General features: G+C 37.6%; 18 protein-coding genes and 2 pseudogenes. 8 read left to right on the top strand and 12 right to left on the bottom strand.

What is annotated here, in order from left to right; all coding sequences use genetic code 11:
• Positions 1–82 precede the first annotated feature (82 nt).
• Positions 83–1,486: a M28 family peptidase gene (locus I6F54_RS07325; RefSeq protein ID WP_197119325.1), complete on the bottom strand. Its 1,404-nt coding sequence runs from the start codon at positions 1,484–1,486 to the stop codon at positions 83–85.
• A 118-nt stretch (positions 1,487–1,604) separates the two neighbouring features.
• On the bottom strand, positions 1,605–1,997 hold the full coding sequence (locus I6F54_RS07320) for a hypothetical protein (protein ID WP_024589167.1): 393 nt from the start codon (positions 1,995–1,997) through the stop codon (positions 1,605–1,607).
• 149 nt (positions 1,998–2,146) lie between these two features.
• Between I6F54_RS07320 and I6F54_RS07315 the strand changes: the two genes are divergently transcribed.
• The gene (locus I6F54_RS07315) at positions 2,147–2,944 is read left to right on the top strand and encodes a hypothetical protein (RefSeq protein WP_165727857.1); all 798 of its coding nucleotides are present in this window, start codon (positions 2,147–2,149) and stop codon (positions 2,942–2,944) included.
• Positions 2,945–2,950: 6 nt separating this feature from the next.
• On the opposite strand, the gene I6F54_RS07310 is transcribed toward I6F54_RS07315, so the two are convergent.
• Positions 2,951–3,355 carry a GFA family protein gene (locus tag I6F54_RS07310; RefSeq protein WP_165727856.1) on the bottom strand — a complete coding sequence of 135 codons (405 nt, stop codon included), beginning with the start codon at positions 3,353–3,355 and terminating at the stop codon, positions 2,951–2,953.
• A 247-nt stretch (positions 3,356–3,602) separates the two neighbouring features.
• Here I6F54_RS07310 and I6F54_RS07305 point away from each other — a divergent pair, with 247 nt between their 5' ends.
• Entirely contained in the window at positions 3,603–4,439 is an 837-nt protein-coding gene (locus tag I6F54_RS07305) for a hypothetical protein (RefSeq protein WP_165727855.1), read from the top strand.
• Between the two features lie 149 nt (positions 4,440–4,588).
• Positions 4,589–6,436, top strand: a complete 1,848-nt coding sequence (locus tag I6F54_RS07300; RefSeq protein WP_165727854.1) for an ABC transporter ATP-binding protein — start codon at positions 4,589–4,591, stop codon at positions 6,434–6,436.
• A gap of 130 nt (positions 6,437–6,566) precedes the next feature.
• On the opposite strand, the gene I6F54_RS07295 is transcribed toward I6F54_RS07300, so the two are convergent.
• The 4 genes from I6F54_RS07295 to I6F54_RS07285 form a co-directional block, all read right to left on the bottom strand.
• A complete protein-coding gene (locus I6F54_RS07295; RefSeq protein ID WP_002963227.1) occupies positions 6,567–6,986 on the bottom strand; it encodes an MAPEG family protein in 420 nt (139 codons plus the stop codon).
• Positions 6,987–7,176: 190 nt separating this feature from the next.
• On the bottom strand, positions 7,177–8,553 hold the full coding sequence (locus I6F54_RS20290) for a tetratricopeptide repeat-containing diguanylate cyclase (RefSeq protein ID WP_231617006.1): 1,377 nt from the start codon (positions 8,551–8,553) through the stop codon (positions 7,177–7,179).
• Entirely contained in the window at positions 8,554–9,381 is an 828-nt protein-coding gene (locus tag I6F54_RS20285; RefSeq protein ID WP_231617005.1) for a tetratricopeptide repeat protein, read from the bottom strand.
• 412 nt (positions 9,382–9,793) lie between these two features.
• The gene (locus tag I6F54_RS07285; RefSeq protein WP_197140778.1) at positions 9,794–10,903 is read right to left on the bottom strand and encodes an endonuclease/exonuclease/phosphatase family protein; all 1,110 of its coding nucleotides are present in this window, start codon (positions 10,901–10,903) and stop codon (positions 9,794–9,796) included.
• A gap of 296 nt (positions 10,904–11,199) precedes the next feature.
• On the opposite strand from I6F54_RS07285, the gene I6F54_RS07280 reads away from it, so the two are divergent.
• From I6F54_RS07280 to I6F54_RS07265, 4 genes and pseudogenes are all read left to right on the top strand, one after another.
• Entirely contained in the window at positions 11,200–13,494 is a 2,295-nt protein-coding gene (locus I6F54_RS07280; RefSeq protein WP_166376821.1) for a peptidase U32 family protein, read from the top strand.
• 13 nt (positions 13,495–13,507) lie between these two features.
• Positions 13,508–14,167: a glutathione S-transferase gene (locus I6F54_RS07275; RefSeq protein ID WP_165741189.1), complete on the top strand. Its 660-nt coding sequence runs from the start codon at positions 13,508–13,510 to the stop codon at positions 14,165–14,167.
• A gap of 135 nt (positions 14,168–14,302) precedes the next feature.
• Positions 14,303–15,564 (top strand): annotated as a pseudogene (locus I6F54_RS07270) (valine--pyruvate transaminase).
• Between the two features lie 560 nt (positions 15,565–16,124).
• Positions 16,125–17,324 carry an Nramp family divalent metal transporter gene (locus tag I6F54_RS07265; RefSeq protein WP_197140562.1) on the top strand — a complete coding sequence of 400 codons (1,200 nt, stop codon included), beginning with the start codon at positions 16,125–16,127 and terminating at the stop codon, positions 17,322–17,324.
• Positions 17,325–17,427: 103 nt separating this feature from the next.
• Here the strand turns inward: I6F54_RS07265 and I6F54_RS07260 are convergent, their stop codons facing one another.
• Positions 17,428–17,880, bottom strand: coding sequence for a hypothetical protein (locus tag I6F54_RS07260; protein WP_197140553.1), 453 nt, complete (start codon positions 17,878–17,880; stop codon positions 17,428–17,430).
• On the opposite strand from I6F54_RS07260, the gene I6F54_RS07255 reads away from it, so the two are divergent.
• Positions 17,865–19,055: a PQQ-dependent sugar dehydrogenase gene (locus I6F54_RS07255; protein WP_197140551.1), complete on the top strand. Its 1,191-nt coding sequence runs from the start codon at positions 17,865–17,867 to the stop codon at positions 19,053–19,055. The two genes, I6F54_RS07260 and I6F54_RS07255, sit on opposite strands and share 16 nt — an antisense overlap.
• Positions 19,056–19,704: 649 nt before the next feature.
• Here the strand turns inward: I6F54_RS07255 and I6F54_RS07250 are convergent.
• The 4 genes and pseudogenes from I6F54_RS07250 to I6F54_RS07235 form a co-directional block, all read right to left on the bottom strand.
• Positions 19,705–20,679: a transposase gene (locus I6F54_RS07250; RefSeq protein ID WP_197140549.1), complete on the bottom strand. Its 975-nt coding sequence runs from the start codon at positions 20,677–20,679 to the stop codon at positions 19,705–19,707.
• 145 nt (positions 20,680–20,824) lie between these two features.
• Positions 20,825–22,219, bottom strand: coding sequence for an RNA-binding domain-containing protein (locus I6F54_RS07245; RefSeq protein WP_197140547.1), 1,395 nt, complete (start codon positions 22,217–22,219; stop codon positions 20,825–20,827).
• Between the two features lie 269 nt (positions 22,220–22,488).
• Positions 22,489–22,752: pseudogene (locus I6F54_RS07240) on the bottom strand (transposase); the annotation flags it as partial.
• Between the two features lie 219 nt (positions 22,753–22,971).
• Positions 22,972–23,658, bottom strand: a complete 687-nt coding sequence (locus I6F54_RS07235; RefSeq protein ID WP_197140543.1) for a hypothetical protein — start codon at positions 23,656–23,658, stop codon at positions 22,972–22,974.
• Positions 23,659–23,761: the final 103 nt, after the last annotated feature.

The raw sequence follows: 23,761 nt of genomic DNA, 5'->3' as shown, positions 1-23,761 counted from the left end.
AGGGCTTAGTAAATAAGGTGCAAGTATAAAAAGGTCGTTTGCACCTTAAAGCGCTCTGTTTGCTGTGTTTTTAGCCAAACTATTATTTTATATTGTGATCAAACGAACCTACATCACCCGGAAAAACTACTGGAGACTCAATACCGTCTTTACTAACAGAGGCTACACCAAAGTAATAATTATCAATCACTACGTTTTTAAGTGTGTACTGTGAAACCTTACCAACGTATTTACTAAACTGCCATTGCGGCTCGCTCGTGTAACGCCAATAAATTTTATAGCCAGCAATATTTTCATCACTGCTTTGTTGCCATGAAAACGACGTATCAGCTGTAACAGCGCCCTTTATTTTAACTTCTTTTGGCGGTGCGGGTGCCCACGCCATAGACGCCATCGTTACCGCATTAAGTGAAGTTAACTTAGCCGTATAATCAAAATCAACACCTTCAATGGTATCACCATACTCAACACCATTTTCAGTGCGTAAATCTTGATGCTGACGATCGTAGTGCTCGTTAGTTTCCATAATACGCACTGCTGCAAAACCTGCATCATTAAATGGGCGATGATGCCCACCACGACCAAATCTATCTAATCGATATACAAGCATTGTATCTAAATTAGGAATGTATCTGTCAGCAATAGTATCTATGTAGCGAGCTAAATTACGACTCGCAGAATCAACTTCACCACCTGTAAAGCGCCGAGTATTAGCTTGCTCTTTTGTTTCTACAACACGGGTACCTTCTGAAAATATACGTGCAGTCGTGTTATTAGTTACCCCATTAATACCGGTAATATTGCCAATCATATCGTTGTTTAAAACGCCATGAACTTGCCAGTTATGCTTTTGTGCATAAGCCGTTAATATTTTACCGCCAAACAAACCTTGCTCTTCGCCCGAAAGCGCCGCGTAAACTACCGAACCATTAAATTTGTATTTACTTAAAACACGAGCTGCTTCTATTACTCCTGCCACGCCCGATGCATTATCGTTAGCACCCGGTGAATCACTCGTAAAGTCCATAACATCACTTACACGTGAATCTATATCACCCGACATCATCACCATCCGATTCGGCTCGCTCGACCCACGTTGAATAGCCACTATGTTAACCACTTCAACAGGATTAGGAATGCGTTTTTCGCCCGATATAGTGTCCTTTACTTCAATAATTTCCAGACAACCACCACACTGCACAGATATTTTTTCAAATTCTTTTTTTATCCAACGCCTAGCCGCACCAATACCTCGCGTATCCGATTTAGTCTCTGAAAGCGTATGGCGAGTACCAAAATCCACCAGCGTTTGAATGTCACTACCGATACGGGTAGCCGACACTTCACTTGCTATATCGTGTAACTTTTGTTGGTCGGTATATTGTAATTGCGTTTCACCATGTGCTGATAATGCAAGTGAGCAAGCGCCTGCAATTGCAGTAAATTTGAGTAACGTTGTTGTGATTTTTAAAGGTGTTTTAAGCATCTATTAGCTCCTAATTATTATGGTGTAACCATTACTTAACTAAGATTTTATGGCAATACATTTGAGGTAGATGTAGAAAGGAGCACGCTAAAGCGCAGTTATAGTAATACTTAGAGAGTTAATTGAGTCGTACAATCAACATAATACCGGTCATAGGAATTAACCCAAACATCCACAGCTTTATTCCTAAAATATATTTTTTAAAGCTCCCTTTATTTATACAAGATCTAACTCTACTTCTATAACCGTTAAAATCACCCAAAATTAAAAACACAATTCCAATTACGATTGCGTAAAATAGAGCACCAATAAGTAAAGGGTTTTGCTTAAAAGTACTGATTATTTTATCTAAGTAGTGAATGTCAAACGTCATAGCTAAAAGAAAACTATATACAGTAGATATCATAGCTAACAATGCTGCAGCATTTATGGCCGTATTTTTATTTCTTGAGTCTAATTTTTTCATCCACTGAGCACACACAAAATGAACAGCGCAAATAAATGTTCTCATTTTCAATCCTTGAATAACGTCTAACTAATTAATTGCTAATACAATATTATATTTTGAGGTTAAATTACAAACCTTGTTACACAATAATCTATTAAAAAATATGTTTTTCGTGGCACACTGTCATTGTTTATATATTAATAGTTTAAGTTATGCGTCAGCTAAAAGAAGATACAGTTAAAAGTAACCTTATTGAGTCGCAGCAAAGTGCATACGGCCCCGTATGCGTGTATCAAAATAAAGAATACCGGTGGTTAACGCTTGCACAAAAAACCAATGAAGACATTACAATTCAGGGCGTTATGAACCTTATACACCCTGAGCAAGTAATAGTACCTGTAAACCAGTGTATGATGTTATTTTTACTTAAACCGGTAGATACACTAAATATATTAAATTTAGGCTTGGGCACTGCAGGGTTTGAGCGAATTATGTATCACTTACAAAGTAATACGCCTTACATAAACACCATCAATACATTTAACACGGTAGAAATAAACCCAAGCATTGCCTTAATTGCTGCCCAGCACTTTAAGTTACCAATTAAGCACAGCACCTATTTACAATGCGCCGAGCAATATATTACCCAATGCACTGATCACTTTAACGTAATCACTATCGATATTTTTAGTGGTGAATATCACCAGCCTTTTTTAACCAGCGATAGCTTTTGGCAAAATATAAATAGCTGCAGTGAGCAAAATACGCAAGTAATCATTAATTTAAACCCACAAACTGGCCAAGAGCTGCAAATGCTTTTAGTACTTTTAAGGCAACATTTTAAGTGCTTAGGGATAATAGAGTTTAACGAATACAAAAATATAGTGATCATACTAAGCCAGCAAACATTAATGCACATAAACGTTGATGAAATACAAAACTCACCTGTGTTTATAAATTTTGCACCAAACCTTTATAAAAGTATTAACAGCATTTACCACATTGAATAAAACGCGTTACCGTCCAGGTTCATGTTTTTCATAGCACGGTAAGCTTGTTTCTAACTTCTCCCAGTTAGCTTTAGACGTAACAAAATTATGCGATAAAACCTGCTCAGTAATATCGCTATCAAATATTCCTAAACGAATTCGTATTCTGCTTTTGTCATCATTATTGCTACTGTAAACCGGCGAGCCACACCACTTACAAAAGTAACGAGTGCGCCCTGGTTTAAAACTAAATTCACTAAGTAATGCTTTTCCTTTGGTTATTGTGAAGTCATCTGTATTTACAAAGCCATTGGTTGCAAATGCAGTCCCGCTGTTTTTTCTGCACAGTGAACAATGACAATGAATAATGCTGGTTATACTACCCGACACTTCAACCCTTACCTCACCGCACAAACACGAACCCGTATACATATAACATCCTAACTATTAAATTATTTTAAACTCAGCTGAAATTTGCTGAGTTGATTTAATGGATAAGTTTACTGGTTAATTTTTTGAATGGAATAATAATTTTTGTATCTTCGCAGTTCCCACGCCATTACCTATTGCTTTAATGGTTGACATAAAAACATTAAATTGGTTACATAACTCTCAATAAAAACTATAGCCAAAATTTAAATTGGTTAACCAAATATCAATAATATTACGAGAGCCAATTATGTCTTCCAAACACATTTTAATTCTATGTTTGTTTAGCACGCTATCAGCATGTTCAACCATTCAAAAAAGTACATCGAGCGATTGGCTACTTATTGATAACTTTGAAAATTCACTTAGCAAGTGGCAAAGTGTCGATACCCAAAATGAAACTAAACCACAGGTTAAAAACCCACAAATAACAGTTATACAACCAGAACAAGCAAACTCATCAACAAATCATTATTTACTAAAAAAACCTGCAGCTGAGGGCATTGTAGGAAATCGTAAAGCGCTTTCTTATACAAAACTTCCACAAGCGGTTGAAGTTGGTCAAACCTACACATTTTATATGCGTATAAACGTAGCTGCTTTTCCTAATAACCATGCTTTTGGATTAAGCAACCTTACGCCAGAGCTAATTAATAAACATGCGTACGATGCGTTTGAGCCTACACTTCGCGTAACCGATAAAACAGAATCAAACGGGTTTGTAAACGATGGCGCTTTAATGGTTAAAACCGACAGCGGGTATAGCAACATTCAAAACTACACTACCAAACAATCGGCCAAGCCACTGCAAACAAATACCTGGTACGACGTATGGTACGTTGTTAATAACGCAGCAGCCTCAGAGCAAGGTCAGCAATATGATGTTTACGTAAAAGGTGGTGAATTTAGCAAGCAAACACTGGTGTATAAAAATGCACAATTTAGAATGAAGCGCGAACAACCTCTTATATATTTTTTAGCAAACTGTAATACAGGCCCAATTAAAAAGCCTTACGGAAATGGTGGTCTCAGATATGACGATTTATACATGAGCAAAGGTACAAACCTAAATAACCCAATGCTATAAAGTAAGTGAAGTGTTTTTAGGTGTTCTTTTATACATAAGTTTATATTAATAACGCTCTAGCATATTCACAATTAATACCTTACAAACCTGCATTTAAAAATACTTAAATGGTATAATAGCCACCATTATTTGCCATTTAAGTTTTTAAAATGTATCGATTATTTGAAAAAATGACAAAAGCATTTCCTGAGGATCAACCTACTCAGCCGCCTTCGACTTTATTTGCTTTTTGTCGTCACTACACCAAAGGAATGGAATTGTCGTTGGTGCTAATGTCAATCAGCGCCGCCATGCTCGCTATTTTAGAGGTTTCTTTATTTAGCTATATGGGGCAGCTTGTTGATTGGTTAACGGCCTACACACCCGAAACCTTGTTTGTAGAGCAAAAATCAGAACTTATCAAAATGGCTGTCATGCTCTTACTGGTATTGCCCGTAGTCGTATTTTTTCATTCTGCTATTTTGCACCAAGCATTACTGGGCAATTACCCTATGTCGATTCGCTGGTTAGCGCATCGTTATTTACTGCGCCAAAGTGTGAGCTTTTATCAAAATGAGTTTGCAGGAAGAATAGCCACCAAAGTATTACAAACCTCTTTAGCCGTTCGCGAAACAGTGACCAAACTACTCGATGTATTAATGTACATAGTGGTTTATTTTGGCTCAATGGTATTTTTAGTTGCCGAAGCTGATTGGCGCTTAATGATCCCTTTACTGGTTTGGTTAGTTTTATACATTTGCGTACAGCTTTATTTTGTACCTCGCCTTAAAAAAATTGCCAGCTCACAAGCTGATGCGCGCTCAGAAATGACCGGTCGAATTGTTGATAGCTACACAAATATTTCTACTATTAAATTGTTTTCGTATACCCAGCGTGAAGAGCAATACGCAAAACAAAGCATGGATGTATTTTTGCAGCCTGTGTACAAACAAATGCGCTTGGTAACCAGCCTAAACTTTGTTATTCAAAGCTTAAATTATTTATTAGTATTTTCGGTTACCGCAGTATCACTTTATTTATGGTCGCTTAGTGCAATTAGCGCAGGTGCCATTGCAGTTGCTGTTAGTTTAGCGCTTAGATTAAACGGTATGGCGCAATGGATCATGTGGGAAATAAGCAGCTTGTTCGAAAACATTGGCACCGTAGCCGATGGTATGAAAACACTGTCTAACCCTATTGAAGTTGCCGATAAACCAAATGCCGATACACTTAACGTAAGCCAAGGTGCTATTGAGTTTAACAACGTACATTTTAACTACGGCAAAGCTGCAAACGAGACTAATCGCAGCCCAGTAATGAATGGTTTAAACTTAAACATTAAACCTGGCGAAAAAATTGGCTTAGTCGGTCGCTCTGGTGCAGGTAAATCAACACTTGTTAACTTGTTACTGCGTTTTTACGATACTGACTCAGGAACAATAAAAATTGATGGGCAAAACATCACAGACGTAAGCCAAGAAAGTCTACGCCGCTACATAGCGATGGTTACGCAAGACACTTCCCTGCTTCATCGCTCAGTAAAAGACAACATTTTGTATGGTCGCCCTGATGCAACACAAGACGAAATGATCAACGCGACCAAACAAGCTAAGGCACTTGAGTTTATAAACGACTTGGTAGATAGCAAAGGTAACAAAGGCTTTGATGCACAAGTGGGCGAACGCGGTGTTACTCTTTCAGGCGGTCAACGCCAACGTATTGCTATTGCACGTGTGCTACTTAAAAATGCACCCATACTTATACTCGACGAAGCCACCAGCGCACTCGACTCAGAAGTAGAAGCGGCAATTCAGGCAAGTCTTGATGACTTAATGACAGGCAAAACAGTAATCGCCATAGCGCATAGGCTCTCAACCATTGCACAAATGGACAGATTAATTGTACTTGATGACGGCGGCGTAGTTGAGCAAGGCACTCATGAAGAACTAATCGCTAAGGGTGGGATTTACGCAGCCCTGTGGACACATCAAACAGGCGGGTTTATAGGCGTCGATTAGCCATTAATATTACCTTACTGTAGACGTGGTTTATATTCTGCTGCTACCTAAACAAAAAAGCGAAGATGCCTTAAAGGCTCTTCGCTTTTTTGTTTAAAGTTATAAATAGAGTTTATAACTTTTTTATAAACTAAGAGATTAGTCTTAATCCTATCATTATCAGCATAACCACATTAGCAAGCACACCAATTAAAAAGAAGTAACTACGTGGACTTGGGTTTTTCTCCGTTGCTATAGCGTAGTACAGCGCCATGTGAATTAAACGCGCAATTAAGTACACCCAAATACACATTGCAAAAATCGGGCTTTGATAATTAATTACAAACGCAAATAACACCGTACCTATAAATAATGCGCTGTTTTCAAGCGTATTATGAAACGTACGATGCGCTCTAAATATAAAGCTATCGTGCGATAAATCCTCGTCAATTTTACCTGGTACAGCATTTGGCTCTTTAGCTTTGCTAAACGTAGCCACAGCCCACTGTACAAGCAACATAATTAAATAGAGGTAAAATGCCAAATAGGCCGAAAGTGCAACTTCAGTCATTACTAAATCCCTTATTTTGTTTTTTAACTTAGTTTAGAATGCAATTTTAAAGCCTAAGTTAATACACTGATATTTAAAAGGTTAATTTAATAAACCTAATTACATATGTAAGTAACTCACGGCGTTGTATAAAATTTACTTGTTATGATTTTAAAAAATAACATCAAAACTGAGCTGTATACTGCTAGGTTTACTCCGATCTAAAAAGCTTAAACTCTTCAAACGCACAATCCCACAACACAACTTGATTACGACCCAAAGACTTAGCCTCATAAAGTGCTAAATCAGCCTGTTCAATTAACTCAGAAGGTGTTCTGGCTTTAAATTTAATAGACGTAACCCCAAAACTACACGTAACAGGAATATCATCAAATATCGCTTTTTCTACTTTAATACGAATAGCTTCAGCAATACGTATTGCTTGCTCTTGAGTCGTGTTGGGTAAAATAATACAAAATTCTTCGCCACCAAAACGGGCAACGCTATCGCTCGTACGTATATTAGCTTGTAAAAGACTGGCAACGCCACAAAGTACGGTGTCGCCAATGCTGTGCCCATAAGTATCGTTAACACTTTTAAAATGGTCAATATCGACCATTAAAATACAGTACTCTTCAATCTGAGGTAAATCCAAAAAGTCGCGATTCATAATTTCAAATAAAATACGGCGGTTATAACAATTGGTCAAAGGGTCTCTCGCGGCCAAATAGTCTAACTCTTCATTACGTTTTTTAGAGGCAATAAAGCTTCGATAAACCAATAAAACAATAGCTAAGCAAGCGGCTAATAAAAATGCGAGCGCAATACTCGCGTATTTGTTTTTTGCAAGCTCTAGCTCTGATATAACCCTAGCTTGGCCTGATATTTCAATTTCATTGTTTTTCTTTTCAAGCTCAAGTTGATGGAGTTTTTCTTTTTCTCTTAACGTTTCCAGCTCTATTTCCATTTTGTGAGAATGCAAATGTGCTTTTTCAAGAGCAAGCTTACTTTCGTCTCTTTCGTATTGAATGATTCCGGTCAGGGCAATTTCTTCTTCTGCGTAACGTAGTGATTCATTTATTCGTCCACGCTGTTTTTCTGCTATTCGAATTTCACGATAAGCGTATAGCATATGTAACTTATCATCTATTTCGGTTGATAAAGCGAGTGACCTTTTTAGTAAAGAAATCGCCTCATTTGTATCAATACCAATTAAAATCGCCGCAAGCGCTGTTAGCGACTTTATCTCATAAAGCTTACTGCCCGTTTCTCTGGCGAACGACAACGACTCTTTGTAATACTCTATAGCCTTGTTTTTATTCCCTTGGGCACGATAAATATTAGCAATAATACGCGCCGTTATAGAAATGTAGGATGTAAGATTTTTGGTTTTATAAGTTACGTAAGCTTTCTGAGCAAATCTCATCGCTGATTCTAAGTCGCCAGACTCATAGTTAATAACAGCCATTTCTCTTAAGGCCGACGCGAGCGTTTTTTCCTCGACCACACCTTTTGGTAAATCAATGGTTATTTGATAGAAAATCTCGGCCTGATCAAACTGCTTTAATCGTGTGTATAGCAGCCCCATTTAATTGGATGTTTTAGCAATCCCAAGCACGTTATTTACTTTTTTATAATATAAATATGCCTCATTTATATGCTTAAGTGATTTTTCATAAAGGTTGATATGTCGATAAATAATACCAGCACCTAATAATGCTTTAGCCAAGCCAACAGGATCGTCAATTTCTTTATGTATTTCTAATGCTCGAGTGCTGTAATCAAGGGCTAAAACTAAGTTGTCTAAATAGCGCTGCGCTTCTGCTAGTGTATTTAATGTACGCGCCATCAACTTTAAATCATCTAAATTAGTATATATATCTAAAGCTTTGGTATAAAAATGAGCCGTTTGCTCTCTATTTTCAAGACGCTTATACGACTGAGCTAATTTTTTATACGTTTCACCTAACTGTTTTTGTATTTGTTCGTCTTTATTTACAAGGTATTTTAAAGCAGATGAATATTGCGTTATCGCGTCATTGTATTTTTTTTGTTCATAAAACGAATCCCCCTTTGTTAGGAGTACTTGTGCTATAAAAAACTCATCGCCATACACAAGCGTTGTTGGTAATAAAGTTTCAATGCGGTTAGCAAGTTCGTCATAACGTTTTTCATCTAATAATATTTTTATATAATTAATAGACGCCTTTATTTGGTTGCGTGAATCATTTAATTTACTGTAATAAGCCGAGGATTGTGAAAAGTGATGAAGCGATTCATTAATATTGTTATTTTTTTTATTCGCTTTACCTAATAAGTTATGTAATTTTGCGCTGAGTAACGTGTCATCAGCACTTTGCGCTTGTAACAACAACGCCTTACTTAGTTCGATACTTGTTATAACGTCAGTATCCATAAGTAATTCGGCTCTTTTTAGCAGCCCTGTATTAGATTCATTGATTAAACTGTATGAGGTGGTTTCTTGCGCGTAAGCGCTACTTAAACTAATAAACAAAGCAAAAAGCAAAGCTTTCACTAACAATTTAGAATTATAAATTCGATTTACGAAGAAAGTGTGTACTTGCGAAGTTAAGTCCATCTTTCGCGTGTGATACGAGTAAGTGTAAAATTCCATATTTACCATTTTAGTGATTTGTTATTAATTTAATGCAAAAATTCTGGCGATAAAATATACACATAAAGACTGCAGGTCAAGTTTCGCTGCAATATGGGTAATTGTTAATTTATGATTTTAGCATAATTATGCATATTGCAGCTTAATTCTTTTTTAGCTTAATCGTACGCTGTAAGTTATTAAATGAGAAAACCTAGCTTCTTAGTTTAAGGGTAACCAATACAACACCGTGGTCGGTAGTTAAATCATCACGCTCATATTCGGGGTTTATTAAGTGCCTGTCGTAAGTGTTATACGCGCTTACTTCAAAAAAGCTGTCATCGTAACTAGCGTCAAACTCACACGACAATAAAATGTAATCAAGCACAGAGCTGCTCGCGCCATAATAATGTGTTGGCGGCCTTAACGGTGCTGTCTTTGTTATATTTATATTTTTTACTTGGCTTTTATCCGCTGAATCAACAATCTCGCTGTTATTGCGATCACAATCACTTTGTTCATCGTTTGTTATTGCTTCATCGCTAATCACTTCATCATTACTTAGCTGCGACTTAACAAACAAATCCCATGAATCATTTAGACAATATTTAGCGAGGTAGGTTTTAGCGTCAAACGCAGGGGCAAAACGTAGCGTATTAGTAAGTAAATGACTGAGCACACCATCAGCTAGGTCGTTATTAAAATCGCCCATTAGCATCATGGGTTGCTGCGTAGCTTCGCGGCGAGTAATCATTTGTATCATTAGCAATGTAGCTTCACTACCACGCTGAATAGTTGAGCCCCACCCTCCTGCTACATTTGCTTTTAAAATCTCAATTATGTTTTTCTCGGGCGTAAGCTCTTTATTATGCTCATCAACATTAATCATCGGGCGCTTAGATTTAAAATGCACCACATAACAATCAGTATTGCCTATGTGCGGTAAAGTAACGGTCGCTCTCAATACCTTACGACTAAAAGTAAACTCACTATTAAGGCCAAGCGTACTTGCAAGCTCGCTGTCATGCTCAACCGCTGCTACCTCAACTATGGGATATTTAGAGGCAATCGCCACTACGGGGCGCTTATAAATAAAATCATCAATCACCTCTGGTGTATCTACCACCGCAAAGTAATTATAGCCTTGCTCAGCAACTAGCTCTTTTAACGAATCAATACTAAACACTTCCTGAAAACCAATCACATCAGGCGCATGTTCTGTTAAGTAATCAGCAATCCAACGCTGCTTTTTGGCCCACTGTTGCGCGGTATAAATTTTCTCAAACTCATAGTATGCATTGGGTGGCTCAAGATAGTTAAACAGGTTAAATGTGGCTATTTTTAGTTGGGTGTTAATAATTACAGATTCTTCACGGTTTAAATCTGTATCTAACTGTTTAAGATCTTGATTGCTGATGGGTATCGCCTAAGTAAAGTTGAAAGTGTTGCTTGCTTATAAACTATCATTTTATTACATGTTTACGTAATAAATCAGCCAGCTTAATTGTAATTTTATACACTCTTTTATTTTAGTCTTTATTATATCCCTCAATAAATAGCATTAACGTGCTTAACCAGATAAAATTCGCGGCAATTAAATATGAGCGAAGTGAAGTTGTCATGAGTAGAAAGATTGAACTATTAGCCCCAGGCGGTGATGTAAACGCGGTAAAAGCCGCCATTGTAGCCGGTGCTAATGCGGTTTATTGTGGGTTAGATACCTTTAATGCACGTAACCGAGCGTCTAATCTTTCGTTTGATGAGCTTAACGGCGCACTTCGCCTAGCCCATGAATACGGCTGTGAGATTTTTTTAACGCTAAATGTAGTTATATTAGAGCACGAAATGGGTGCGCTATTTAAGCTATTAAATCAGCTAGTAAATACCACGCTCGATGGCATTATTGTGCAAGATTTAGGGTTGTTCAATATAGTTAAAAAGCACTTTCCTACGTTGCATATTCACGCATCAACTCAGTTAACCACGCATAACGAATCACAGGTTGAGTTTTTAGCGCGCATTGGCGCTACACGTGTAAATTTATCGCGCGAGCTTAACTTAACTGAAATTAAAATACTGACCGACGTAGCGCATAAATGCGACGTATTAACCGAAGTATTTGTGCACGGCGCATTATGTATTGCGTTTTCAGGGCAATGTTATTCAAGCTCAGTAAGTGTGGGTAACTCGGGTAATCGTGGTCGCTGCTCGCAAGCGTGTCGTGATGAATACGAGCCAACTGCGATGGGTAACAAGCATCCGTTAAACTTAAAAGATAACTCAGCTTATTTCGACCTGCCAGAGCTAGTAGCCGCAGGTGTTGATTCGTTAAAGGTAGAAGGTCGTATTAAAGGCGCTAACTACGTACATACGGTTATTGATAGCTGGCGCAAACAGATAGACACGTTTGTGCAAACCGGTAACCTAATTGAAGACGATTCAAGCTTATACAAAGTATTTAACCGTAACTTTACTAATAAGTTTTTAACCGGCGACATGACCAAAAACATGTTTACCGATAACCCGCGCGACCATAGCTTTGATCACGCAAATGAAAAAAACAACGCAATTTCGGTCGTGCAAATTTACGATGCACAGCAAGAGCTTTCTACTCAAAAAAGTGAAATTGATTCGTTAGTTAAAAAGAAAATTGAATTTTTAGATATTTCAAAGCGCGAGCTTACATTAGAATTTTCAGGGCAATTAAATCAGCCATTCACTGTAAACATAATTATTGAAGATAAAAACGATATTACGCTTTCGAATAAAAACGAAAAAGAGCCTCTACGCTTTGAAGTTCAATCGCAAATGCCTATGCAAACCGCCGATAAATCGGTTGTTGATATTGCTGCTATTGATAAACGCTTTAAAAGCTTTAGTAATGCCAATTTTGAAATTAAAAATATGGATTACTCAAACTTAGGCAACAACTTAAGCATTCCGTTTAAAGAGCTCGCCCGTATTAAAAAGCAAGTCGCGTTTTTATTAAACGAAGGCAAAGACGTACTCGCCCCTGTTGAATTACCAAAACTAGTAAGCCACGAAAAAGCAGATAAAAACAAAACAACACTCTCTATTTTAATATCGGACATAAAAGACGTTCACCTATGTGATTTAACAGATGGCGATGTTTACTTTAAATTACCTGAGAGCTTTAGAACCGATAACGATAAATACATCAACGTATTTTTAGAGCACCCGCAGTTAATTCCGTGGTTCCCGGCGGTATTAATTGGTAAAGATTTTGAAGAAGCGGTACGTTTACTCGAGGTTGTAAAACCTAAGCTTATTATTAGTAACAACACAGGCGTTGCATTTAAAGCCGTGCAAATGGGTCTTGACTGGATTGCCGGTCCATTATTAAATACTACAAACTCTTATGCGTTATTAACGCTACAAGAAGATTTAAACGCAAAAGGCGCGTTTATTTCAAACGAAATAAACAAGCAGCAAATGCGCAGTATTAAACGCCCTAACAACTTTAAAATGATGTACAGCATTTATCATCCAATACTAATGATGACCAGCCGCCAGTGTTTTTTCCAGCAAACCGTTGGCTGTAAAAAACCACGTATTGATGCCAGCTGTATGCTGAGCTGTAAAAAGGAAACAACCGTTACCAATGTTAAAGGCATTAGCTTTGCCATTGATAAACAAAAAGGCGGCTACCCGAGCATTTATAATCATGAACAATTTTTAAATATGGATATTGTGACCGATTATGCCGACAAGTTTGACGAGTTCATGATTGATTTAACCGACATTGGCTCAGGCGATAAAGAAAAACTCGATAAAGCCGTGTTACTTGCGCATTTTCAAGATTTAATTAGCGGGCAAACACAAGCAGCTGATCAGTTAAATCACATGGTAAAAGTAAAAACACGTCAGCAATATGTTGAAGGCTTAAATAGCTAAGGTAAGTAATAAAATGACACTGCCATTATTATATTCATTACAACACTGCCCATACGCAATGCGTGCACGAATGGGTATTTTAATGGCAGAGCAACACGTGCTACTACGCGCTATTAAAACTAAAAACAAACCACCGCATCTTTTGCAAATATCGCCAAAAGGCACGGTGCCTGTTTTATTACTGCCGAATAATCAAGTTATAGATGAAAGCCTAGATATTATGCTGTGGGCTTTAAAGCAAAACGATCCGCATAATTTACTTCATACTCAAGACCCATTAGCACTTGAGCGCATGCTTGAATTAATTAAGCTAAACGACACGAAATTTAAACCAGTGCTTGAAAAGTATAAGTTTTATGCTCGCACAAAAGACATGGCACAAATTTATTACCAAAAAGCCTGCGAAGAATTTATTAAGCAATTTGAAGAAAAACTAACCACGCATAAATACTTAATGGGCGATGAAAAAAGTCTAGCCGATTATGCCCTGCTACCATTTATTAGACAGTTTGCCCGTGTAGATAAACATTGGTACTTACAAAGTGAATACACGCATGTACGCGCATGGTTAAACGAGTTTTTACACGCCCCCATGTTCACCAAAGTTATGACCAAATTTGATTTGTATATGGACTGCGGCGAAGAGTTTTTATACGGCGTTAAAAAATCTTAACTTAGCCTTTGTTTTATAGAAATTTTATTGTCATAGCCAACTACAAAGCTAAGTATTGAATTATTCTCATCATCGGATTTAAGCCCTTTATTTACGCTATACTGCCCTCCCCATTACTAACAAACGCTATGCATTATGAACTACTCAAACTTCGGCACTAAATTCACACAACCCAACGGCATTACTCAGTTAATGGAAGATTTAGGTGGTGCTAAAAACAGCAACAATCCTAATATTGTTATGCTCGGTGGCGGTAACCCCGCATTAGTACCACAAGTAAATGAGGTTTTTTTAAGTGAATTACAAAAACTCGTTGCCAGTAACAAGGTATCGCAGGTATTTGGCCTTTACGACGGCCCGACTGGTAACGACGAGTTTAGAGCTGCATTAGCTGGCCAGCTAAGTAAAGAGTTCGCATGGGATATTAGCGCCGATAACGTAGCACTTGGTAATGGCAGCCAAGCTAACTTTTTGTATTGTTTAATATGTTGGCAGGTGAAATGCCGGATGGCAGCCATAAAAAGATTTTATTTCCCCTTGCGCCAGAGTACATAGGTTATGCCGATCAAGGTTTATCGGCTGATATGTTTGTTGCCATAAAGCCTGATATCGAAATTTTAAATACAGGCAGCACATCAAAACAGTTTAAATACGTCATTGATTTTAAAGCAGTTGAAAAAACACTAGCAAACGACAACAGCATAAGCGCGCTGTGCGTCTCACGACCTACCAATCCGACAGGTAATGTAATTACTGACGATGAAGTAAAACACCTTGATTTGCTCGCTAAGCAATATGGTATTCCACTCATTATTGATAACGCATATGGCAATCCGTTTCCAGGTTGTATTTACACCGATGCAAACCTAACGTGGAACTCAAATATTATTTTATGTATGTCACTTTCAAAGCTGGGCCTACCGGGTTTACGCAGCGGTATTGTGGTTGCAAACAATGAGATTATTAAAGCAATTGGTCGCGTAAATGGCAGCATGGTGTTATCGCCAAATAGTATTGGTCCAAGCTTAGTGACACGCTTAATTAACGACAACGAACTACTGCCACTGTGCCGTAATGTTGTGTTGCCTTTTTATCGTAATAAAGCACACATAGCGATTGAGTTGTTTAATGAAGTATTTGCCGAACTGCCTGTTTACCTGCACAAAGTTGAAGGTGCCTTTTTTATGTGGCTGTGGTTTAAAGATGCAAAAATAACCAGCGAAGTGTTGTATCAAAAGCTTAAAGCTCAAGATGTATATGTAATTCCTGGGCACAACTTTTTTATTGGCATTGACGACAGTTGGCCGCACAAGCACGAGTGTATTCGTATTAACTATGCTACTGATGCCAATACTCTAAAAAAAGGCTTAGAAGTGATTAAATCGCTAATAAAGTAAATACACTGATGCTGATATTAATATCAGCATCACCCATTTAACTCGATTGGCTTATATATTCGTTTAAAATTTACTGCATTTAATACTCTGCTTGTTTGTGCAGTAAGCGTTATTTTAACTTTGAACCTTAGCTTGTAACACATACTCATACCCACTTTTAGCTTAAACTTTATTCAAACGCACTGTATCCCCTTTAAATTTATATATATATTGGTATCCTACGCGACCTTTTTTAATAGCAATTCGCTTAATTAAGTGATCTATCAGAGGTGAGAAAATCGTGTCGATAACCAGGCAAAAATTTCGTTATTTAGTTGTTCTATATCAGAAATTTTTAACGCAGTTAGCGTCAAATCTAATCCCTCAAATTGATTAAGTATTATTGCGGATTGGTATAACATATGCTTATTAAAAAAGAACCAGCCAAGGGGCGATAATCGCTGCAGGGCACTTAATTAAAGTGGCAGCAATAACACTACAGGCATCGCGTATAAATATTGGTTTTAAACGTTAGATGTAACTTTAAATAGCAACATGCAATAGCACTATTAAGGTCAATTATGCGATTAGGACCAGGACTACTCGTCACCGCTGCCTTCATTGGACCAGGGACTATTACTACCGCCAGCGTGGCAGGTGCAAACTTTGGTTTTGCACTTATATGGACATTACTGTTTTCAGTAGTTGCCACTATATTATTACAATCTATGGCGGCGCGCCTTGGCGTTGCCACCGGGCAAGATTTAGCTCAAGCACTCAGAGCACATATTCAAACGCCTTTATTTAAATCTTTAGCTATATTTTTAGTCATTAGCGCAATTGGTGTGGGCAGTGCAGCTTATGAAGCGGGTAACTTAAGTGGCGCTAGCATGGGGTTAATTGAAATATTCCCTCAAATTAGCTCTCAAGTATGGACACCACTTATTGCTTTTTTAAGTGCTGCTTTACTGTATAGCGGCAAACATAAAGTGATTGAAAACGCGCTAATTTTACTCGTTATTTTAATGAGCTTAGTGTTTATCTCAACACTTGTAATGGCAGCGCCTTCACTGGGTGATGTATTTGCTGGTTTTATTCCTAGTATGCCTGAAGGCTCTATTACAACCATACTCGCTTTAGTTGGCACTACCATTGTGCCGTATAACCTATTTTTACACTCCGGCGTACTCGCTGCTAGACACGACAGTAACAGCGACATGCAAAAAGTGATTAAACAAACAAATGTTGATACAGGCCTATCAATCACTTTAGGCGGTGTGATCACTTTAGCTATTTTATCTACAGCTTCAGTTGCATTTTATGGCACCGATGCGGGGCAAATTAGTGCGGCTAACATGGCCGTGCAGCTAGAGCCATTGCTTGGCGACGCCGCTCATTACTTTTTTGCTATTGGCTTATTTGCTGCAGGTTTAACAAGTGCTATTACAGCGCCACTTGCGGGTGCTTATGCTGTGTGTGGCATGTTAGGTTGGTCAAACGATATGGGTAACACGCGCTTTAAAGGCGTCGCTATTGTTATTTTATTGTTTGGTGCTGCTGTGGCGTCACTCGGTTTAGACCCTGTCGCGGTGATTATATTCGCGCAAGCGGCTAACGGGTTATTACTTCCTATTGTTAGCACCTACCTTGTATGGCTGGTTAATCAAAAAGGCGTTATGGGAAACTACACTAACTCTTTGGTGTTAAACCTGGTAACCCTACCCGTTTTAATCCTAATTTTTGGGCTAAGTAGCTACAAACTAATTAGTTTAATTTTTTGATTAAATTCTAAAAACCATATTTAAAGGCCCCTGTTTACAATAAACAGCGGCCTTTATTTATTAATCACCAAATAACGTATAAGCCGTATTTATATTCACACAGCTAACACGCTTTTTGGTTTTTAGTTGCCTTAACTAATTGCGAAAACGCCAAACCACCTAACGCGCCTGCAAGCAGTTGAGCATAAAAACCCCAGCCTCTTGCGCCCGCTATAATATGAATATTCATAATTGATTCAATGGCAATTAACACAATAGCAAATGCCACAATGCCAGCAATAACAAATAGCTGAGTACTGTATTTTTTAACCTTTTTATTAAGCTTTAGGGTAACAAAAAAAGCGATGGCAAGTGCTAGGGCAATAATAGCGCCGTAGGTAGGTAATAGGCCTAACCAATCATCAAACGTTAAACTAGCACGATCACTAAAGCCCACCACTACACCTACATTAACTAATTGATTGACAACGTATTGGCTATGAAACAAGCTAGCAAGTGTGAATGTAAGTAACCAAGAAACTAAAAATGAAGGCAATATACGTGTTAAAAACGACATGGTTATCTCAACTTAAAATAAAGCTTTTTTCTTATACTAGTCATGCTAGCAAAGGCTTGCCCCGTAAACAATGTATCTCTTTTTTTACTTTGCTTTCGCTTTTTTCGCTTTCTGTTAATGCAGATGCTACGTTACCAAAAGAGCAATACAGTACAAAAGCACTGGCTACGCAATTACAGTCTCCGTGGAGCATGGTTGAACTACCAAACGGCACATGGTTAATTACAGAGCGTGATGGCCACGTAGTTATAGTTAAAAACAATGCGCAATCAAGAGTAAAATTAAACCTAACAGGTTTATACGTAGCAGGCCAAGGTGGTTTACTCGACATTGTGTTATCACCAGATTATAACGACTCCAAAGAAATTATTTTTACTTATGCCCAAGGTGATGCAAGCGCAAACAGGCTGGTTGTTGCCAAAGCCACGTTTAATGGCACTGACTTTTCAAAGCCACACGTTATTTATAAAATAGCGACTAATAAAAACACACCACAACATTACGCTGGCCGCGCCCTTGTACTACCCGATAATACGTTATTAATTTCAACGGGCGACGGGTTTGACTTTAGAGAGCAAGCACAAGTTATCACCAACCAACTTGGTAAAATATTACGTATAAGCCTAGATGGCACCATTCCTACAGACAACCCATTTATTAATAACGAAAACCTAAATGCACATGCTGTTTATTCGCTCGGTCATCGTAACCCGCAAGGCTTAGTTTATGATTACGATACGCAGCAAATTGTTAGCCACGAACACGGCCCTGCAGGCGGTGACGAACTAAACTATTTAACCGCTGGTACTAATTACGGCTGGCCCGTAATCACCTACGGTAAAGATTATTCTCATGCGCGTATTTCACCATTTACCGAATATAAAGGCATGCAAAAGCCAAGCGTAGATTGGACGCCATCAATCGCCCCATCAGGCATGGCATATTACGGCTCTAAACACGCCGCTTTTCCTTCACTACAACAACATGTACTCATCACCACGCTAGTCGATAAAAAGCTCTACAGCGTTAATTTAGCTAATGGTAAATTTACGCAGTCTCAGGTATTCCCTAAGGCTTCAGGGAGACTAAGAGATGTATTTGTAACTGATAAAGGTAACGTCGCGGTATTAACCGATGGGAAAGATGCAAAGCTAATGTTGATGACAGCAAATTAATTCACAAAGGAGATAAGAGCCGCTTCGCTTTTAAAGTAAGATAGCGGCTTTAAATAAGCTGCGCATTAAACTAGACCGCATTAAACTAGACAGCCACTCCAATTGTAAACTAATCTAGCGCCACTAAATTTACTTTTTTGAGCTAAGAGTTCACCTCTTTTTATATCTTTACTCGCGCGTTACACATTTAATAAGCAATTATCACTGTTAAACCTAAATTACACGCATGAAAATGACTGCATAATGCAGTTGTGATTTATTACTGAGTAGTTTAAGTTTTATGCCAGTAGCTTTTCGCAGTTACTGATATTCGCTCGCCGCTTTCGGTTTAAGTTTTCACAATAACCTTCTTGTGAGGCTGGCCTGCCGACTGCACCATGAAATACACGCGTAAATTGTGTGGTGAGCTTTAACCAGTTTTCTGGGGACATTAAACTAGACAGCGGGGACATTAAACTAGACAGCCACTCCAATTGTAAACTAATCTAGCGCCACTAAATTTACTTTTTTGAGCTAAGAGTTCACCTCTTTTTATATCTTTACTCGCGCGTTACACATTTAATAAGCAATTATCACTGTTAAACCTAAATTACACGCATGAAAATGACTGCATAATGCAGTTGTGATTTATTACTGAGTAGTTTAAGTTTTATGCCAGTAGCTTTTCGCAGTTACTGATATTCGCTCGCCGCTTTCGGTTTAAGTTTTCACAATAACCTTCTTGTGAGGCTGGCCTGCCGACTGCACCATGAAATACACGCGTAAATTGTGTGGTGAGCTTTAACCAGTTTTCTGGGGAGATATTAACTCTTTCGAGTAAGGGTAAGTGTGTACTTTCAATATAACCACGTTTGTCTTCTCGTATACAGCGCCCTGTTAGCTCAACAAGTTCAAGGTACGATTTAAGCTCAAACGGCAGCCCTTTTGGCATAATTTGACGAGGCATCCCTGCAAAGCGCAGTAGTTGTTTTGGTTGCTTGCCATCCTTTGCATACGTTAAACGCTGTTTGATGCTGGTATGGTCTGACTCTTCTGGGGTGTTAGCCATTTTAGCTCTAATGGGGTTTAAATCGACATACGCCATACAGGCCGCAAGGGCTGCTTCATCTAATAATGCTTGAGACGTAAATCGTCCCTCCCAAAAACGGCCAGTGCAGTTATCTTCTTTATTTGCTCTGCGAGCAATGTTTTCATTTAACAACCGCATAAACCAGCTAATACTTGATAGGCGCTCGCGGTATTGTTTTACTGTTTGATTAAAAAAGATAAGTTCAGCTTTACTTAGCTTTTCACCCTGTATGTATTTTTGCGTAAGTACAGTGCCTTTACAAAGCTTGTGCCAGCGAATAACAATCGCTTTATCATTTAGCCTATTCGCTTTTTTATCATCAACATACAGCACTAAATGGGTGTGATTACTCATAACAGCATAAGCACATACATTAATACAAAACACTTTGGCTAACTCAAGCAGTTTATCTTCAACCCAGTCTCTACGATGCTCGTAGGATTGACCTGTAAAGTGGTCTTCCCCACATAAAAATGCACGGCGTACGCAACGTGATATGCAATGGTAGTACTTTGTATCAACCAAACTTACTTGGCGCTTTCTTGCAATTGCCATAAGACACCCTGCTTATTTTTCACACTGATAAAAGCCTAGTACTTAGTTCACTAAACTGCAAAAAATAGGATGGGTGTCACTGTTATCGTCCAAAATTTAGTCTGGGTGTCTTGTCTATTTTGGTGACCCTAATTTCACTATGTTGTTATATGCACTTTTCAACAGTTGACCAAGTTGTATCTTGTGTTGAATGTGCTTCATTTTTGTTTAGTAAGTTTTGATCTCTAAGTTTTGAGAATATAGCTGTAATTTTAGATGTATTTCTAATACCAGTTAAATCACGTGCTTGTTTATTATTAATAGAACCAAATTTATCAGCAAACTCACATATGACATTTTCAGGTTCCCCTGCAAGCGTATGATGAATTGAAACTTTAACAAAATTACCTTCTTCAACAATTGATGGTAACTTTTTACCTAAGGCATGCATTTTTTGAAATGCAGTGTTAACACCTTCACCTAAATCTTTGTTTGGTGATGACGGATATCGAGAGAGGAGACGAACTAACTTTGAGTTTCTAGAAAACCGATTATCTAAGATATTATCAATTTTAACAAATCCTGGTAATTTACCAGGACTTTTGATTTCTATTCGGTCATTAAAAACACCAACAAAAATATTATCTGAAATAGAGTAATCTCTATGAATAACAGCATTTACGAGTAACTCCCATATAGTTTCCTTAGGAAAACTCATGGGTTTAAACCCATCCATTGTCCAGACTTCATGTTTTTTCAATAAGTTGACAATTCCTTCATAAGCTTCATTAATTTGACCGTATATAGGTCGTTCTATTGAAAAAATGTCTTCCGTAAGATCATCTCTTTCGGGCGCTTCATCTGTAGTGTCATAACGAGCAATTCTAATTGCACATTGCTTAGGTAAAATTGCAGATGGATTTTCTGAAAATAGTAAAACTGAAGCAACTCTGGGAGTCCACTCTTTATCAACAAGATTTTGTTTAATTAATAAAGCTAATGGTTCAATTTTATCGGAAGGTAAGTTATTTGTGAAATTAGCTAAACTAGTTGATGATTCTAGATCTTCAATTTGACAATCCGGTACCAATTCGTCTTCATAAGATCGCTGTCCTTTTGCATAAGCTAATTCAGAAATTCTAAAATTCCCTTTAAGTTCTTGTGATTGTGCACCTTTTCGAACGATAACTTGCTTTTTTGATGTTTCATGTACGTACAAACCTTTTTCAATGGAAACATGTAATACGTACCCACGTGTTCCTTTTTGCCTAAGGAAAACACATCGATAATCAATTGAAGGTTCAGGCATAGATAAATTAGCAATGATTTCATTAAAGGCCTCAATTTTTTCAACGGGATTCCATCGCAGCATTGGATCTTCAAATTCTTTTTCATCAGCGACACCTATGACAAATTCACCTCCATCGGCATTAGCAAGAGCAACGGCAATACGCTGTACTTTATCACCTTTTAAGCCATATGCTTTTCTATCGAAAAAGTGGTCTTCGTCTTTAGTGCAGAACTCCAAAACTTCTTTCTTTGAAATTTCTCTAATTTCCATAGTTTAAAATACTCTCCATACTTTATTTGCGCATATAACGAGCCTGTAGATTAACTCGTTTTTTTATTTATTTTTATTGATAAACAAACCATAGCTGAGTTCCTATTTTGGTTCAATCGATTACTGTATTTTTACGCAGCATATAAAGAAGTGTTTGGTGTTGTTTAAATTGGCGTTTTGTAAGGGATTACGAGTAGTTGAGTGGCTTTTATTTAGGTTAAAAGGCTTCCCTTTATTCACAATTTAAGTTGGGTGTCTAGTTTCTTTTTCGTCTCACACGCTTTAGCAATTCGACGGCTACTGATCAAACCATGTGCATAGCCCAGTAAAATAATCTTTAGCATTACCGAAGGTGGATACGCCGCCGCACCCGTTTTGTCATTGTTGTACCACGCGTCAAATCCCGATAAATCGAGTTTATTTTCGACAATATAACAAAGGGCATACTCAAAAGTGCCAGGCAGAATTTGCTCAGCAAAATTGATAGGAATGAATTTATTTTGACAGGATAAGTCAGGCTTGTAGTTAGCCATAACAGTTTACCGTGGGTGAATAATATCTATTAGATCACAGCGAACAGATGGATTCAAGGTTAAAAAGCAACCAATCTAGAATAGTTGGATACGTTCCTAAAAAGAGTAATTCTACAGCCTCAACGCCCAAATAACAGGCTAAGTAATGGTTGGCTAAAATTGTGAAGCGAAGCGAAATGTAGCCAACTGTTACGTGTCCTTGTTGATTTTCTTGTTAGCCTACTTTAGCTTTTTCACAACTTCCCACTCATCTTTCAAAATCTTTTGAGATAGTATAATTATATCGTCACTTATTTTATATAAATCAGTTAAGCCCTTACCGTGATTAATTAATGCATCATTAATTAAATCGATAAGCTTAATATGATCGTCTTCACTAGGGTTAACTAACAAAGTTATTTTCGAAGCTTTCAGTTCTATCTGAGATAGTAATTTTGTTAGATAATCATGGTCTTCTTTTTTTGTTTTATTACCCTTATCAGTATCAAGCATATGCTCTATTTCATGTAATTTTGATATAAATGAAGATAGTTCATCCCTTAATGTATTTATCCACTTCTGTCTACTTTCAGACAGAATAGTCATTCTAACTTGAGTTTCAGATATTTCTTTTTGTGTTTCTAATGATTTTGCAAATGAGTCCTTAGCTTCCTCTGTTTTAATATTTATAGTTCTAATCGATATGATTGTGCTACCAATCACTAGTGAAATAGTAATAAATGGAAGACTGAGCATATACCAATTTGTTGGTTCTTTTATATTGACAATAATTTCAGGCTTTTGTATCAACTCGATACTTTTTACTAACTCATTTTTAGGTTCTATTTTGTTAGGTTCCGTCTTTTCTTCACTTCCTTGCACAAAAAAAGAAAGTAATGTCATCATTACTAGAATGGTATTACGCATATATATCCTCGATACTACGGAGTAGGCTAACGAGCCTGTAGATTAACTCGTTTTAAAATTTTTTTATTGATAAACAAACCATAGCTGAGTTCCTATTTTGGTT

Origin of the sequence: Pseudoalteromonas sp. SWXJZ10B (genome assembly GCF_015864475.1) — a bacterium.
Classification (GTDB): Bacteria; Pseudomonadota; Gammaproteobacteria; order Enterobacterales; family Alteromonadaceae; genus Pseudoalteromonas; species Pseudoalteromonas arctica.
This window is presented reverse-complemented; position numbering and strand designations above follow the sequence as displayed.